Origin of the sequence: uncultured Brevundimonas sp., from assembly GCF_963974615.1 — a bacterium.
Classification (GTDB): Bacteria; Pseudomonadota; Alphaproteobacteria; order Caulobacterales; family Caulobacteraceae; genus Brevundimonas.
In genome coordinates this window covers 89,685-102,890 of sequence record NZ_CAXBDH010000003.1, presented here as the reverse complement: position 1 = coordinate 102,890, position 13,206 = coordinate 89,685, and the positions used below count along the sequence as shown (strand labels likewise).

Sequence of the window (13,206 nt, the reverse complement as noted above, 5' to 3'; positions counted from 1 at the left end):
CGTCAGCAGGCCGGACAGTCGGGAAGGGTGTCGGTTTCCAGCTGCACGGTCGTGTGACCGATGCCGAAATCGCGGCGGGCCAGGGTCTGGGCCTCGGCCAGCAAAACGGACGCGTCGGCCCGGTCGTGCACCAGATGGGCGGTCAGGGCCGCTTCGGTCGTCGACAGGCCCCAGACGTGAAGGTCGTGCACTTCACGCACGCCCGTCAGGTTCAGCAGGGCGGCGCGCAATTTCGTCATGTCGACGTTACGCGGTGCGGCGTCCAGCGCCAGGTGGATCGAGTCCTTGAGCAGGCTCCAGGTGCCGATCAGGATCACAGCCACGATCGCCAGACTGACCAGGGCATCGAGGATCGACCATCCGGTGACCATGATGACGGCTCCGGCGATCACCACGCCGATCGAGATGCCGGCGTCAGCCATCATGTGCAGATAGGCCCCGCGGGCGTTCAGGTCGGTGTGCTGGTCGCGCATGAACAGCAGGGCCGTGCCCAGATTGATGACGAAGCCGATGCCGGCCACGATCATGATGACACCGGACATCAGCGGAGCCGGGTCGGCCAGCCGCTGTACGGCCTCGAAAGCGATAGCCCCGCAGGCGAAGATCAGCAGCAGGGCATTGGCCAGCGCTGCCAGCACCGTCGCCTTGCCGAAACCGTAGGTCAGGCGTGAGCCCGCCGCCCGCCGCGCCAGCACCGCCGCGCCTCCGGCCATGGCCAGCCCCAGCACATCGGACAGATTATGGCCCGCATCGGCCATCAGAGCGGTCGAGCCGCTCCACAGGCCGGCGCCGAATTCCACGCCGACGAAGGCCAGGTTGACCAGCAGGCCCAGTCCATAGCGCCAGTCGCCGGTGTCGACCGGTCCGTGGTTGTGGCCGCCATGCCCGTGGCTATGTCCATGAGCGTGGTTGTGGCCGTGATGATCGTGCGAAGCGCCCATACGACCGACTCTAGTGACGGTAGAGGATAACGAGAAGGGCCAGAACGATCAGGATCAGGCCGAGGATCGCTCCCTCGTACCGTGCCCAGCGTTCGAGGCGCAGAATCGAGGCTCCGGCGTGGGCCATGGCCGTGAACACAGCCATGCCGGAGATGGTGCCCAGCAGAAACATCAGCGTCAGCAGCGCCAGAGTCGGCAGTCCGGCCGTGGCCGAGCGCAGATACAGGGGCAGCAGAACCTCGCCCGGCGACAGCGCCATCATGGTGATCAGGCCCAAAAGGGCGGTCCGGTCCGACACGGCGGGCCGGGGCTGTTCCAGCGCCGCCTCATCCCCGGGGTCCGGTGCCACCAGCAGGGCGCGGATCAGGTAAAACAGGCCGAACATCAGCAGCAGGCCCGCCGACAGGTGCGGCAGCAGGCCCCGGACCCATTGATCCAGCGCCAGGGCTGCGCCGACGATCAGGACGCCGACGAGGGCGGTGGAGATGATGTGGGACAGGCCTGCGGCGGCGACGGCCCCCAGGGTCTGTTGTGAACTCCAGCGCTGGGCCCGTCCGATCAGCACGAAGGGCAGCCAGTGGGTCGGCAGGGCGGCATGCAGGAAGGCCGCCGCGAACCCGCCGCCCAGCAGGGAGAGCAGAACGGGGTGTTGAAGGTCGGGCGGTGACATCATCCGCTCAATAGCGTGTTACTTTATAACGGTCGAGAGAAATTCTGACGTTAGCGGTAGAGCCGCCCGCGATCCAGCGGCAGACCGGAGGAGCCGGGCCGCCGCTTGCGGGCCACGGTCTGGTAGACCAGCACCGCGCCGCGTTCGAAGCCTTTAGCGAACAGGGCAAAATAGATCTGCCACAGACGTGTCCGTTCAGCCCCGGCCATGGCCTCGGCCCGGTCGCGGTTCGCATACAGGCGGGCGGCCCAGTGGCGCAGGGTCAGGGCGAAATGTTCGCGCAGGTCCTCGACGTCCAGCACCTCGAACCCGTGGCGACCCAGGTTGGTCACTGTCATGCCCAGCGTATCCAGCTCACCGCCGGGAAAGATAAAGCGGGTGATCACGCGGGTGGTCGCCGTCGGCCGCAACGGCCCCTTGCCACCGCGCCGCACCGAGGCCTGGTGGAAGTAGAGCCCGCCCGGCTTCAGCAGGTGTCGCATCTGCTCGAAGTGACGGTCGTGGTTGGCGAAGCCGGCGTGTTCGAACATCTCGACCTGGGCGATGGCGTCGTAGGCCTCCGCCCCGTCGACCTCTCGATAATCGCGCAGCTCCAGGGACACCCGGTCTTCGAGACCCAGCCGGCTGACCTTGTCGCGTGCGAACTCCAGCTGGGCCCGGGACAGGGTCACACCATGAACGGTCACCCCGTAGTGTTGCGCCGCGTGGCAGGCCAGACCGCCCCAGCCACACCCGACATCGAGCAGGTGCTGTCCCGGCTTCAGGTTCAGCTTGCGGCAGATCAGGTCCAGCTTGTGCGTCTGGGCCTGGTCCAGTGTGCTGTCGGTCTCGGGGAAGACGGCGCTGGAATAGACCATCTCCGGATCGAGAAAGAGGTCGTAGAAATCATTGCCGACATCATAGTGGAAACCGATGAAATCCCGGTCGCGCCGCGCGGCCCGGACCCGGCCCACGCCATCATCACCGCTGGCGTCCCATGCCGGCAGGACCGCCACAGGGTCGCGGCCGTCAAACAGGAAGGGCAGGGCCAGCCGGGCCAGCAGGCCCTTGTCCACGCGGCGGGCCAGATGCACCGCCCGTCCGTGCTCCCAGCGATCCGCGGCCTCGAGTGGACTGCCGCCTTCTATGGCCAGGTCGCCACCGGCGAACAGTTCGAACAGGGTCATCAGCCGGGGTCTGAACAACAGTCGCCGCAGGGCGGACGGCCGGGCCACGACGATGCAGATATCGTCGCGCGCGCCGGGACCCAGCGGCAACACCTCTCCGTTCCACAGCCGGATCGACAGGTCCGCCTGCAGCCACTCGGCGACATGGACGATGATGCGGCGCGCGGCCTGAATGCGGCGATCCGCTCCGTCCGTCATGGGTCGCAACAATCCTCGGTTCGTATCCAGATTTGGCACGCGGACGGAAAAGCGGCTAGGCCGGGCACTGAATTCGCGGATCGCAGGGTGTTTCCGCCCCGTTTCACGTTGACTCCGCGAGCCCTGTCCGTATATGTCGCCGCTCTTCGCCCGCGGGGTTTGCCCGGCGGGCCATTCTTTTTTGCGTTTACGCTGAGGCTTCAAGATGTACGCGGTGATCAAGACCGGCGGCAAGCAGTACCGGGTCCAACCGGGCGACGTTATCGTCGTCGAAAAGCTGGACGGTGATGCGGGTGCCGAGATGTCGTTCGGCGACGTGCTCATGCTGGGCGGCGACAAGGGTGTGACCCTCGGCGCGCCCATGATCTCCGGCGCTTCGGTCGCCGCGACCCTGGTCGAGACCCGCAAGGGTGAGAAGATCAAGATCTTCAAGAAGACCCGTCGTCAGGGCTATCGCCGCACCAACGGCCATCGTCAGATGGAATCGGTCCTGCGCATCACCGGCATCGCCGGTGCCGGCGAGACCGCCAAATGGGACGGCACGGTCGGTATGATGACCAAGGCCGAGATGAACCTCCGCGCCCGTGGCCTGGCCCCGCGCGTCGACGAGACTGAAGCCAAGCCGGCCAAGGTCGCCAAGGCTGCTCCGGCCAAGAAGGCCGCTGCGCCCAAGGCTGCCCCGGCCAAGAAGGCTGCGGCTCCCAAGGCTGCAAAATCGGAAACCAAAGCCGCTCCCGCCAAGAAGGCCCCCGCCAAGAAGGCGGACAAGGCCGGCGACGACGCTTAATCAGAGTTCAACCCGCGCCTCAGACGGTGCGATGCGCGCAAGCGCAAACCTAAAGAGTGACGGAGCAGACCTATGGCTCACAAAAAATCCGGTGGTTCGTCGCGTAACGGTCGCGACTCCGAGTCGAAACGCCTCGGCGTGAAGAAATTCGGCGGCGAGCGCGTGCTGGCCGGCAACATTCTCGTGCGCCAGCGCGGCACCACCTTCCATCCGGGTGACAACGTCGGCCTTGGTCGCGATCACACCCTTTTCGCTCTTATCCACGGCGCGGTGAAATTCACCACCAAGCGTGGCGGCCGTTGTTACGTGTCGATCATGCCGGCCAACGACACTGTGGCGATGGCCGCCGAGTAACGCGAAACGGATATCTCCCGGATCGCGCAAGGCTCGAAGAGCTGCGATCCGGACCAGGGAATATTTCCGCGGGGAGTCTGGATCAACCAGGCTCCCCGTTTGCGTTTCCCCGCCTCGAAGCCCGCCCGAGCCCTGATTCAAGGACGGTGGTGCAAAGTCTGAGGCGACATCATGTGCGTGATCGAACCCACTCCCGTCATCGAGACGCGGCGACTGGTGCTGCGGGCCCCCGGTATGAGCGACCTTGAGCGCCTGGCAGCCCTGGCCAATGACGCCGATATCGCCCGCATGACCCTGCGGATGCCGCATCCCTATGCGGTGACCGACGCCGAAGCCTTCCTGCACAATGTTCAGGTCCAGGATCCGCGACGCAGTGCCACCTTCCTGATCGAACACGAAGACCTCGGCCCAGTTGGCGTGATCGGTCTGTTCGAGGACGGGGATCCGATGCCTGAAACCGGCTACTGGATCGGCCGTCCGTTCTGGGGACGCGGTTTCGCCACCGAGGCCCTGGAAGGCGCTCTGGTCTGGGCCAGTCGTCAGTGGAAGCGGCGTGCCCTCGTGGCCGGCCATTTTGCGGATAATCCGGCGTCGGGGCGCGTGCTGGAAAAAGCGGGTTTCCTCTACACCGGCGAGACGCGGCGTGCCTTCAGCCGTTCGCGCAATGCAATGACGGACACGCGTCGGATGGTCTGGCTCGCCTGACGGGGCTCTAGCCGAACAGGGTTGGTCCGAACACGGCCGCGATGGCGACGGCTCCGCCGATGAAGGCGGCGATGGCTCCGGCGATGAAGGCCCCGGCGGTGCGCATCTGTCGGCGCCTAAGTCCGCCCGTGCGAACCGAGCGGATGATGACGAACGGGGCCCGGTCAAAGGCTTCGGATCCCGAAATGTTGTGCTGGGACATCGACTGTCTTTCCGGTGAACTTGCCCCCCTGGGCGCACGCAGAGCAAAGCGGGCGCGATAGGGCCAAAGGATGGCGAACGCCGGTCATCAACCGATACGTGATCGCCGGAACGGGCGATCAGGGTCTTTTTTGGGGACTGTGCGCCTAGCCGCAGAAAATCAGCCGACCGCTGTAGGCCCGGTAGTAGCCACTGACCGGATCATAGGAACGGTAGCTGGCGCGGCACCAATCGATCCGTCGCGCATCGCGATTCCCGTAGTGTCCGGCACGACCACCATCGTCCGGATAGATCAGGTCTGGGCGACCATAGGCCCCGTACCAGGCCGTTCCGTTCTCGTAACCGCGCGTCCGGTAGGACGCATGGTCCTGTCGGCCCCCATGAACCGGATAACGGTTGTGGGCCCGGTCATAACCGAAGCGGCCATAATTGTAGCTGGGGGTGGAGCGGACGTGATGCCGCTGGTCACGCCAGTCGGCCCCGCAGTCGCTTCGTCCGGCATCCCAATAGGCGTCACACCGATAGTCGCCGGGCCGGTCCAGTTGGCTACGCCAGTCAAAGGCCGATGGGGCCCAGTTCCGACTCTGGTGCGCAGGCTCGTAGACCGGGACCCGCGAGACATAGTGTTGTGCGGCGGCCGGGCTGGCAGCCAGGAACAGGCCGCCGGTGATCAGGACAGCGAAGAACGGGGCGGGGCGATGCATGGCAGACTCCCGGGAATGACCGACCCGTTGGGTGGGGCCGGTTGGACGCAGGGCAGGGTTACAGGGTGACGCTGACTGTGCGGCCACCACGGGTTACGACGCGGCGCATCAACACGATGCGATCGCCTCCCGCGCTGACCGGTGTGATGATGAACCAGCCGCCGTCGGGCAGGTCCGTGAAGGTGAAACGATCATTGTCGCAGGTTGTTGACCGCACGAAGGATCGATAGTCGGCATTGGGATCAGACACGGTCCGGCTGCGCACGATGGCTTCCGGCACAGCCGCGCGATCGATCGACCCGTACAGGGTGTAGAAACGGGCCCGGGTGTAGGGCGTGTCCGGCGTCAGGGCCACCGAGCCGGTGCACTCATAGATCTGGCCGTCCTGACGGTAGTCGACCCGTCCCTGGATGACGGCGCGGCCTGATCGCGCCGACCAGGCGAAATCATTGGTGTTGAATGCCGCAGACGGTGGCGGCCCGATTCGAACAGGCCCGGGAGTCGATGCGCAGGCCGATCCGAGAACGGCGACGGCGGTGAGAACAAGGGCGAGGGGCGGACGGACCGACATGGGGGCTCTCCGGGTTTTCGTCTGGCAGGCGACTTCGATACCACGCTTAACGCCGCGGCCAAGGTCAAGGTTGCGACACATGAGCCTGTGGGCCACAAGCGCGCAAACGACCGGGTTCAAATCCGGCTCCGGAAGCGCTTTCAGGACCCCCTATGACCGTGACATTTGCCGACATTCAGGCCGCGCAGCAATGTATCGCCGGACAGGTCGATCGAACGCCCGTGCGCCATTCCCGCCGCCTGTCCCAGCTGACCGGTGCCGAGGTCTGGGTTAAATACGACAATCTTCACTTTACCGGCTCGTTCAAGGAGCGGGGAGCCCTGAACCGGCTGAGCCAGCTGACGCCGGACGAGCGCAAGCGCGGGGTGATCGCGGCCTCGGCCGGGAATCACGCCCAGGCTCTGGCCTATCACGGTGGTCGGCTGGGCGTTCCGGTCACCATTGTCATGCCGGTCGGGACACCGTTCGTGAAGGTCGACGGTACCCGGGCCCACGGAGCGACGGTCGTGATCGAGGGCGCGGATTTCAGCGGCGCGACCGAAGAGGCCCGACGGCTTCAACAGGCCCACGGCTATGTCTTCATTTCCGCTTTTGATGACGAAGGCATCATCGCCGGTCAGGGCGTTTGCGCCGTCGAATTTCTTGAGGATGCTCCGGATCTCGACGCGCTGATCATTCCGATCGGCGGCGGCGGCCTGATTGCCGGATGTTCGATCGCGGCAAAGGCGATCAAGCCTGACATCCGCATCTTCGGTGTCGAGGCCGCCATGTATCCGTCCTTTCTGGCCCGGCGTCGGGGCGAGACTCCGAAATGCGGCGGCGCGACCATCGCAGAAGGTATCGCGGTCAAGGCCGTCGGCGAGATTCCGTTCGCCCTGGCCGACCCGCTGGTCGAGGACGTGCTGGTCTGTGAGGAGGAACATTTCGAAAAGGCCGTTGCCTTCTATGCGACCCTCGAAAAGACGGTTGCCGAAGGGGCCGGTGCCGGGGGTCTGGCCGCCCTTCTGGCCTATCCCGACCGCTTCAGGGGCATGAAGATCGGCCTGGTGCTTTGCGGCGGTAATATCGACGCCCGCATGCTGGCGGTAGTTCTGAACCGGGAAATGGTTCGTGAACGGCGTCTGGTCGTATTCCGGATTCTCAGTGACGATCGGCCCGGCATCCTGTCGACGATGGCGGCGGTGATCGGCGATGTCGGGGGTAATATCATCGACGTCGTTCACAACCGCCTCGCGCTCGATGTTCCGGCCAAGGGGGCGGAGTTCGACATCATGGTCGAAACGCGCGATAGCGCCCATGCCGACGCGATCGGTCAGGCCTTGAAGGATAAGGGTTATGCGCTTCGGATGGGGTAGGGCTGCGGCCCTTTCACTGGGTCTCCTGACCGCAGCCTGCGGCGGCGAGGCCGCTCCGGATGCTGATCTGGCTGCCAATGCCAGGGCGGCCGATTTCTTTTTGAAGAACAACGCCCGTGTCGATGGCGTCCAGACCCTGCCGTCCGGTCTGCAGTACAAGGTGATCGTATCGGGTCCGGCGAACGGGCAGAGCCCGGACGGCAACGATCTGGTCCGTGTCGACTATGAGGGCGCACTGACCGACGGCACGGTATTCGACAGCTCCTTCGCCCGGGGCACGCCCTATGTCACCACGCCGGCGGATGTGGTGCCCGGCTGGACCGAGGCCCTGCAGCGGATGAAGGTCGGGGACGAATGGATCCTCTATATCCCGCCGGAACTGGGGTATGGCGAACGCGGTGGCCCGCCTAAGATCCCGGGCAATGCCGTGCTGGTGTTCCGTCTCAAGCTTCTGGATGTGGCTCATACGCCCGGCGGCGGCACCGGCGTGGGACAGGCGATGGGCTGAGGCCATCTAGCGGACCTCACCCCGCCATTCGGCCAGCACGTCGGCGTCCTGTTCCACGTCCAGTCGGGCCGCGGTCAGGGATGCGAAGGCGTCCGCCTCAAGCAGGCGCGACAGGGCCCAGACCGACGCGCCGCGCACCAGTGGTGCCGGGTCGTCCAGCAGACGTTGTGTGGGCGGGATCAGGGCCGCGTCGGCGCTGTTGCCGATCGCATACAGAACATTGCGCACGAACCGGTCCCGGCCGATGCGCTTGACCGGGCTCTTTGAAAACAGGGTCCGGAATCCGGCGTCGTCCAGCGCCACCAGTTCCGACAGCTGCGGAGTCGTCAGACCGTCGCGCGCCTGAAGCCGCGACTCGCGGGAGGCCGCCGCGAATTTGTTCCACGGACAGACCGCCAGACAGTCGTCGCAACCATAGATGCGGCTGCCGGTCGCCGTCCGGAACTCCAGTGGCCAGGGGCCGGGGAATTCGATGGTCAGATAGGACAGGCACCGTCGCGCATCCAGCTGGAACGGGGCCGGAAAGGCCCGGGTCGGACAGACGTCGAGACAGGCGGTGCAGCTGCCGCAATGTTCGTCTCCCGGGGCGTCGGCGGGTAGGTCGGCGGCGCTGAGGATGACGCCCAGGAACAGCCAGTTGCCCTGTTCGCGAGACAGCAGGTTGGTGTGTTTGCCTTGCCAGCCGAGCCCGGCGCGCTGGGCCAGCGGCTTCTCCATCAGCGGAGCGGTGTCGACGAAAACCTTGACGTCCTCGCCGGTCCGGGCCGCGATCTGCCCGGCCAGGGTCTTCAGCCGCCCCTTGATCAGCTCGTGGTAGTCGTCGCCCCGGGCATAGACTGAAACATAGCCGGCCGATCGGTCGTCCAGTTCGGGCAGGGGGTTGTGGTCGGGACCATAGTTAAGGCCGAGGACGATGGCGGTCCTGGCTTCGCTCCACATGGCGGTGGGATGGGCGCGGCGCGCCAGCGTCGTCTCCATCCATCCCATCTCTCCGTGGCGGCCCTGTTCGACGAAATGCGCCAGCCGCTCGCCCGCGCTCCACGGCGCATCGGCCGAGGCGAAACGACAGGCGTCGAAACCCAGTGCGGTCGCACTGTCTCTGATGGATTGCCGAAGGTCGGAGGCCATGGGCGTCGTTTGACGCTCCCGGGACTAGAAGTCGAGGTCAGCGTAGTGCGGAGCCGGCTGAAGGCCCTGGAAGCGGTCGGTCAGCAGGGGCCGGAAGCAGGGCCGCGATTTCAATTTCATGTACCAGGTCTTCAGCGCCGGATAGGTGCCCCAGGCGATCTCGCCGAAATAATCGAGTACCGACAGATGGGCGGCGGCAACCAGATCCGCCTGGCCGAGACGGCGTCCGGCCAGCCAGTCGCGTTGCGTCGCCAGAGCCTCCATCATGGCCAGATGGGTTTTCAGTGCATTGCGGCCTTCCCGTAGCGCGCGTGCTTCAGGCGGTCCCAGACGCAGCAATGGTTTTTCCATTCGCTCGTGCAGGAGGACGGCATTGACCTCGTCGGTAAAGCGGCGGTCGAACCATGCCACCAGCCGGCGGTGTTCGGCCCGTTCGACGGGATCGGCCGGCAGCAGAAAAGGACCCTTTGCCCGATCTTCCAGCCATCCGAGGATAGCTCCGGCCTCAAGCAGCGTCAGGGGGGCTCCGGCCTCGGTGGTCTGCACAACGGGGGGCATCCCGGAAGGGTTCAGATCCTCAAGCGGGCAGCCCGGTTCCCATGGTCGAACCAGGACTTCAGACCAGTCCGTGCGGGATTCACCCAGGGCGAGGCGCGCCGTGCGCGAACCCGGATCGAAAGGGAAATGAAACAGAACGCAGGCCGACATGGATTATCCATGCGCTCGCGGGCCTTAATCGCTCGTTAGTGACGTCTCGGCAGCGGGTCGGTTACGACCAGGGGCCCGCGGCCCCCTTTTGCGTGAGTTCCGGATCCGGTTCCGGTTCGGCATCGCCGTCCGCCGCGCAGGTATCAACGGCCCCGGCCTGACCTCTCGGGTCGGGGTGGATCAGGATGTCGGCGGCGGGAAAGGCGACCAGCAAACGGTTTTCGGCCTCGACGATGATGTCGTGGGCGGCCTTGAGGGTCAGGCCTGGGTCCATATCGATATGCATCTGGATCATCAGGACCGGGCCGGCCATTCGGGTGCGAAGCTGATGCACGCCGGAAATTCTCGGGTCGGACAGGACAGCAGTTGTGATGGTGATGCGATCGGCGTCGGACACGGCCCGGTCCAGAAGATGGTCAGCCGCGGTTCTCACCAGACCCAGCGCGCCCCAGAACAGCCAGACGGACACCACCAGCCCGGCGGCCGCGTCCAGTCCGGGGGCCTGCAGAAAGGCTCCCGAGGCCACGCCGATCAGTACGACGACGCTGGCAGCCAGATCGGCGGTATAGTGGGCGCGGTCCGCGGTGACGGCCATCGACTGGCTGCGCTTGATGGCGCGGGTCTGCATCCACACCAGTCCGAGCGTCAGGACGATCGAGATCAGGATCACCGACACCCCCCAGACTCCGGCCGTGATCGGGCGAGGGTCCAGGATGCGTTGCAGGGCTTCCCAGCCAACGAATACAGCTGAGGCGAAGATCAGTCCCGACTGGATCAGCGCCGCCAGGGCTTCGCCCTTGCCGCGCCCGAAGCGATGCCGCTCATCCGCCGGGCCCGCGGCCCAGCGTACGGCGACGAAGGTCACCAGGGACGCCACCAGGTCGAGCGTGGAATCCAGCAGGGAGGCCAGGATCGACACCGACCCCGAGGCTCCCAGTGCAAAGGCCTTGAGTGCAATCAGCACAATCGCAACCCCGACGGAGAGTCGGGTCACGTTGTGGGTGGCGAGTTGGGCGTCAGCGGGCGTGCCCGGGGGCGGGTATCCGGTGCGGGTCATCCCCGCCTTGTCGCCGATAGAGGCCGCCTTGCCAATGGCAAGCGGTATCGAGTCGGCAATGCGGTTAATGTTCTGTAAGGGTTGTCGTCGCTGAAGGGCTTCGCCAATGTCTGGTGTCGGGACGCGGGATCAATCCGGGAGGCAGTGTGCAGGTCATCGGTGAGGTCGCTGGGCGCTGGATCCGGCGTAATGAGGCGCTGGAGCGACTGGGGATCAAGACCCAGACCCTGTATGCCTACGTCAGTCGTGGCCGGGTTGTGGCCCGGCCAGACCCCGCCGATTCACGACGCAGTCTGTATGACGCCGAGGCCATCGAACGTCTCCAGCGCGGGGAGATTCCGCCCGCCGGTGCCGTCACGGCTCCGGAACGATCCGCCCCCCGGGGCGAGGCGGACATAGCTTCATCGCTGAGCGTGGTGGCAGACAACCGGTTGTTCTATCGTGGACTGGACGCAGCCCAGCTGGCGCAACAGGCGACGCTGGAGGAGGTGGCCTGCCGCCTGTGGGGCGGGCGTGACGCCGGTCTTTTCACAGGGCTCAAGCCGCGCGTGGACGGGGTCATCGGCATGTCGATCCGGGCGCGTCTGTTCGCGAGCCTGGCCCGCCGGGCGGAAGAGGACGTCACGTCACTGGATTGCGACGGCGAACTGCTGCGGGGGCAGGCGGCCTCGATCCTGAACGAGGTCATAGACGCCGCGGCCGGACCCGGTCCGCGGCTTCATTTCCACCAGCGACTGGCCCGGGGCTGGAAGACACTCGACCGCGACTCCCATTTGATCCGCCGTGCCCTGGTTCTGGCCGCAGACGAAGGACAGGATCCCGCGGTTCTGGCGGTCCGGTCTGCCGCCGGCGCGGGGGCACCGATCGCCGGTGCGGCATTGGCGGGCATCACCACCGTGGTCGGTTCGGCGCTTATGCGCGATTTCATCGAGGTTTCGGCCTGGGCCGTGGAGGCGCGGCGTGATCCGGCCGGGGCGACGCAGCGACGCTTTCAGGAGACCGGTAATCTGCCGGGATTTTCGGAGTCTTCCGAGGGGGATGCACGGGCGATGGCCTTGCTGGCCGCGGCCGACCTGCCCGCCGACCTTGCGGCGGTGATATCCGAAGGGGAGGCGGCGACCGGCGGGCGGGCGACCTTCACCATGGCGCTGGCCATTGTCGCGCGGCGGCTGGAATTGCCCCGTGAGGCCGCGGCGGACATGTTCCTGCTGGGGCGGCTGACCGGTCTTCTGGGCCATGCTGTGGACCAGGTGATGAACGGCTCGCCAATCCGGGCACGACTGCGCTATGTGGGTCCAGAACCCGGCGCGAACTGATCCCGCCGAACCCTATCGGAGCGTTCATGGCGGACTGGCTGGCGGCGATCGTTCTTGGCCTGGTTGAGGGGCTGACGGAATTCATTCCGGTGTCCTCAACAGGTCACCTGCTTCTGACCCAGAAGCTTCTCGGCCTGACGGATCCGCGCTGGACCTCATTTATCGTGCTGATCCAGATGGGGGCCATACTCGCGGTCGTGGCCCTGTATTTTGCCCGGCTGTGGAAGGTGCTGATCGGGCTGCCGACAGATCCGAAAGCGCGTCATTTCGCCATCAGCGTGCTGATCGCCTTTCTGCCGTCCGTGCTGGTCGGCCTGCTTTTGTACGACTTCATCAAGCTCGTGTTGTTCGACAGTGTGACCGTGATCTGCGTGTCCCTGATCCTGGGCGGGTTCGGCCTGCTGATCCTGGAAAGAATTGCTCCGGCACCGAGTGCGGCCGACGCCATGACCCTGTCCTGGAAACGCTCCCTGGGGGTCGGTCTGTTTCAATGTCTGGCGGTGATCCCGGGCGTGTCCCGCTCAGGGGCCACCATTGCCGGCGGCCTGACGCTGGGTCTCGACAAGCGCGCGGCCGCTGAATTTTCCTTCTTTCTGGCCATCCCGACCATGGTTGCGGCCTCGACCTGGGACATTGTTCAGAGCGGGGCCGCGATTGACTGGAGTTTCGGCGAAATCATCGCCATCGGCTTTGTCGTGTCGTTTGTGAGCGGCTGGGTCGTGGTCAAGGCGATGGTCGATTTCGTCGCCCGCCATGGCTTTGCGCCCTTCGCCTGGTGGCGGATCGTCATCGGCGTTATCGGCCTGGGACTGGTCTGGGCCGGAGTCGCCTGACGCG

The 13,206-nt window shown here is 65.7% G+C and carries 16 protein-coding genes; 7 read left to right on the top strand and 9 right to left on the bottom strand.

The window, feature by feature from the left end; genetic code table 11:
- Positions 1 to 2: 2 nt before the first annotated feature.
- From AAC050_RS02850 to AAC050_RS02840, 3 genes are read right to left on the bottom strand one after another with little or no spacing between them, the layout of a single operon-like run.
- On the bottom strand, positions 3 to 941 hold the full coding sequence (locus tag AAC050_RS02850) for a cation diffusion facilitator family transporter (RefSeq protein WP_339913540.1): 939 nt from the start codon (positions 939 to 941) through the stop codon (positions 3 to 5).
- A 10-nt stretch (positions 942 to 951) separates the two neighbouring features.
- A complete protein-coding gene (locus AAC050_RS02845; protein ID WP_339913539.1) occupies positions 952 to 1,614 on the bottom strand; it encodes a hypothetical protein in 663 nt (220 codons plus the stop codon).
- A gap of 47 nt (positions 1,615 to 1,661) precedes the next feature.
- Positions 1,662 to 2,975, bottom strand: coding sequence for a cyclopropane-fatty-acyl-phospholipid synthase family protein (locus tag AAC050_RS02840; RefSeq protein WP_339913538.1), 1,314 nt, complete (start codon positions 2,973 to 2,975; stop codon positions 1,662 to 1,664).
- A gap of 205 nt (positions 2,976 to 3,180) precedes the next feature.
- Between AAC050_RS02840 and rplU the strand changes: the two genes are divergently transcribed.
- The 3 genes from rplU (at position 3,181) to AAC050_RS02825 (ending at position 4,821) form a co-directional block, all read left to right on the top strand.
- Positions 3,181 to 3,762 carry a 50S ribosomal protein L21 gene (gene rplU, locus AAC050_RS02835; protein WP_339913537.1) on the top strand — a complete coding sequence of 194 codons (582 nt, stop codon included), beginning with the start codon at positions 3,181 to 3,183 and terminating at the stop codon, positions 3,760 to 3,762.
- Between the two features lie 72 nt (positions 3,763 to 3,834).
- Positions 3,835 to 4,116, top strand: coding sequence for a 50S ribosomal protein L27 (gene rpmA / locus AAC050_RS02830; RefSeq protein ID WP_339913536.1), 282 nt, complete (start codon positions 3,835 to 3,837; stop codon positions 4,114 to 4,116).
- Positions 4,117 to 4,287: 171 nt separating this feature from the next.
- Positions 4,288 to 4,821, top strand: coding sequence for a GNAT family N-acetyltransferase (locus AAC050_RS02825; protein WP_339913535.1), 534 nt, complete (start codon positions 4,288 to 4,290; stop codon positions 4,819 to 4,821).
- 7 nt (positions 4,822 to 4,828) lie between these two features.
- On the opposite strand, the gene AAC050_RS02820 is transcribed toward AAC050_RS02825, so the two are convergent.
- The 3 genes from AAC050_RS02820 to AAC050_RS02810 form a co-directional block, all read right to left on the bottom strand.
- The gene (locus tag AAC050_RS02820) at positions 4,829 to 5,023 is read right to left on the bottom strand and encodes a hypothetical protein (protein ID WP_339913534.1); all 195 of its coding nucleotides are present in this window, start codon (positions 5,021 to 5,023) and stop codon (positions 4,829 to 4,831) included.
- 145 nt (positions 5,024 to 5,168) lie between these two features.
- Positions 5,169 to 5,726 carry a BA14K family protein gene (locus AAC050_RS02815; protein ID WP_339913533.1) on the bottom strand — a complete coding sequence of 186 codons (558 nt, stop codon included), beginning with the start codon at positions 5,724 to 5,726 and terminating at the stop codon, positions 5,169 to 5,171.
- 58 nt (positions 5,727 to 5,784) lie between these two features.
- Entirely contained in the window at positions 5,785 to 6,297 is a 513-nt protein-coding gene (locus tag AAC050_RS02810) for a hypothetical protein (protein WP_339913532.1), read from the bottom strand.
- Positions 6,298 to 6,449: 152 nt separating this feature from the next.
- Here AAC050_RS02810 and AAC050_RS02805 point away from each other — a divergent pair, with 152 nt between their 5' ends.
- Complete coding sequence (locus AAC050_RS02805; protein WP_339913531.1) at positions 6,450 to 7,652, top strand: threonine ammonia-lyase; 1,203 nt, start codon at positions 6,450 to 6,452, stop codon at positions 7,650 to 7,652.
- The gene (locus AAC050_RS02800; protein WP_339913530.1) at positions 7,633 to 8,160 is read left to right on the top strand and encodes an FKBP-type peptidyl-prolyl cis-trans isomerase; all 528 of its coding nucleotides are present in this window, start codon (positions 7,633 to 7,635) and stop codon (positions 8,158 to 8,160) included. The genes AAC050_RS02805 and AAC050_RS02800 overlap by 20 nt, the downstream gene beginning before the upstream one ends.
- Before the next feature lie 6 nt (positions 8,161 to 8,166).
- Here the strand turns inward: AAC050_RS02800 and queG are convergent, their stop codons facing one another.
- The 3 genes from queG to AAC050_RS02785 all read right to left on the bottom strand — a co-directional run bounded on the left by queG (position 8,167) and on the right by AAC050_RS02785 (position 11,053).
- A complete protein-coding gene (queG, locus tag AAC050_RS02795; protein WP_339913529.1) occupies positions 8,167 to 9,288 on the bottom strand; it encodes a tRNA epoxyqueuosine(34) reductase QueG in 1,122 nt (373 codons plus the stop codon).
- Between the two features lie 24 nt (positions 9,289 to 9,312).
- Positions 9,313 to 9,996, bottom strand: a complete 684-nt coding sequence (locus AAC050_RS02790) for a glutathione S-transferase family protein (RefSeq protein WP_339913528.1) — start codon at positions 9,994 to 9,996, stop codon at positions 9,313 to 9,315.
- A 61-nt stretch (positions 9,997 to 10,057) separates the two neighbouring features.
- Entirely contained in the window at positions 10,058 to 11,053 is a 996-nt protein-coding gene (locus AAC050_RS02785) for a cation diffusion facilitator family transporter (protein WP_339913527.1), read from the bottom strand.
- Between the two features lie 146 nt (positions 11,054 to 11,199).
- On the opposite strand from AAC050_RS02785, the gene AAC050_RS02780 reads away from it, so the two are divergent.
- Positions 11,200 to 12,369 (top strand): citrate/2-methylcitrate synthase, encoded by a 1,170-nt coding sequence (locus AAC050_RS02780; protein WP_339913526.1) that lies wholly within the window; start codon positions 11,200 to 11,202, stop codon positions 12,367 to 12,369.
- A gap of 26 nt (positions 12,370 to 12,395) precedes the next feature.
- The gene (locus AAC050_RS02775; protein ID WP_339913525.1) at positions 12,396 to 13,202 is read left to right on the top strand and encodes an undecaprenyl-diphosphate phosphatase; all 807 of its coding nucleotides are present in this window, start codon (positions 12,396 to 12,398) and stop codon (positions 13,200 to 13,202) included.
- The last annotated feature ends 4 nt before the right edge of the window (positions 13,203 to 13,206 follow it).

What these genes read in the sequence shown, in the direction of transcription:
- AAC050_RS02775 (WP_339913525.1), top strand. Translation starts at nt 12,396, where the DNA reads ATGGCGGACTGGCTGGCGGCGATCGTTCTTGGCCTGGTTGAGGGGCTG.
- AAC050_RS02790 (WP_339913528.1), bottom strand. Translation starts at nt 9,996, where the DNA reads ATGTCGGCCTGCGTTCTGTTTCATTTCCCTTTCGATCCGGGTTCGCGC.
- AAC050_RS02850 (WP_339913540.1), bottom strand. Translation starts at nt 941, where the DNA reads ATGGGCGCTTCGCACGATCATCACGGCCACAACCACGCTCATGGACAT.
- rplU (WP_339913537.1), top strand. Translation starts at nt 3,181, where the DNA reads ATGTACGCGGTGATCAAGACCGGCGGCAAGCAGTACCGGGTCCAACCG.
- AAC050_RS02840 (WP_339913538.1), bottom strand. Translation starts at nt 2,975, where the DNA reads ATGACGGACGGAGCGGATCGCCGCATTCAGGCCGCGCGCCGCATCATC.
- AAC050_RS02820 (WP_339913534.1), bottom strand. Translation starts at nt 5,023, where the DNA reads ATGTCCCAGCACAACATTTCGGGATCCGAAGCCTTTGACCGGGCCCCG.
- AAC050_RS02845 (WP_339913539.1), bottom strand. Translation starts at nt 1,614, where the DNA reads ATGATGTCACCGCCCGACCTTCAACACCCCGTTCTGCTCTCCCTGCTG.
- AAC050_RS02815 (WP_339913533.1), bottom strand. Translation starts at nt 5,726, where the DNA reads ATGCATCGCCCCGCCCCGTTCTTCGCTGTCCTGATCACCGGCGGCCTG.
- AAC050_RS02805 (WP_339913531.1), top strand. Translation starts at nt 6,450, where the DNA reads ATGACCGTGACATTTGCCGACATTCAGGCCGCGCAGCAATGTATCGCC.
- AAC050_RS02785 (WP_339913527.1), bottom strand. Translation starts at nt 11,053, where the DNA reads ATGACCCGCACCGGATACCCGCCCCCGGGCACGCCCGCTGACGCCCAA.
- AAC050_RS02825 (WP_339913535.1), top strand. Translation starts at nt 4,288, where the DNA reads ATGTGCGTGATCGAACCCACTCCCGTCATCGAGACGCGGCGACTGGTG.
- queG (WP_339913529.1), bottom strand. Translation starts at nt 9,288, where the DNA reads ATGGCCTCCGACCTTCGGCAATCCATCAGAGACAGTGCGACCGCACTG.
- rpmA (WP_339913536.1), top strand. Translation starts at nt 3,835, where the DNA reads ATGGCTCACAAAAAATCCGGTGGTTCGTCGCGTAACGGTCGCGACTCC.
- AAC050_RS02800 (WP_339913530.1), top strand. Translation starts at nt 7,633, where the DNA reads ATGCGCTTCGGATGGGGTAGGGCTGCGGCCCTTTCACTGGGTCTCCTG.
- AAC050_RS02810 (WP_339913532.1), bottom strand. Translation starts at nt 6,297, where the DNA reads ATGTCGGTCCGTCCGCCCCTCGCCCTTGTTCTCACCGCCGTCGCCGTT.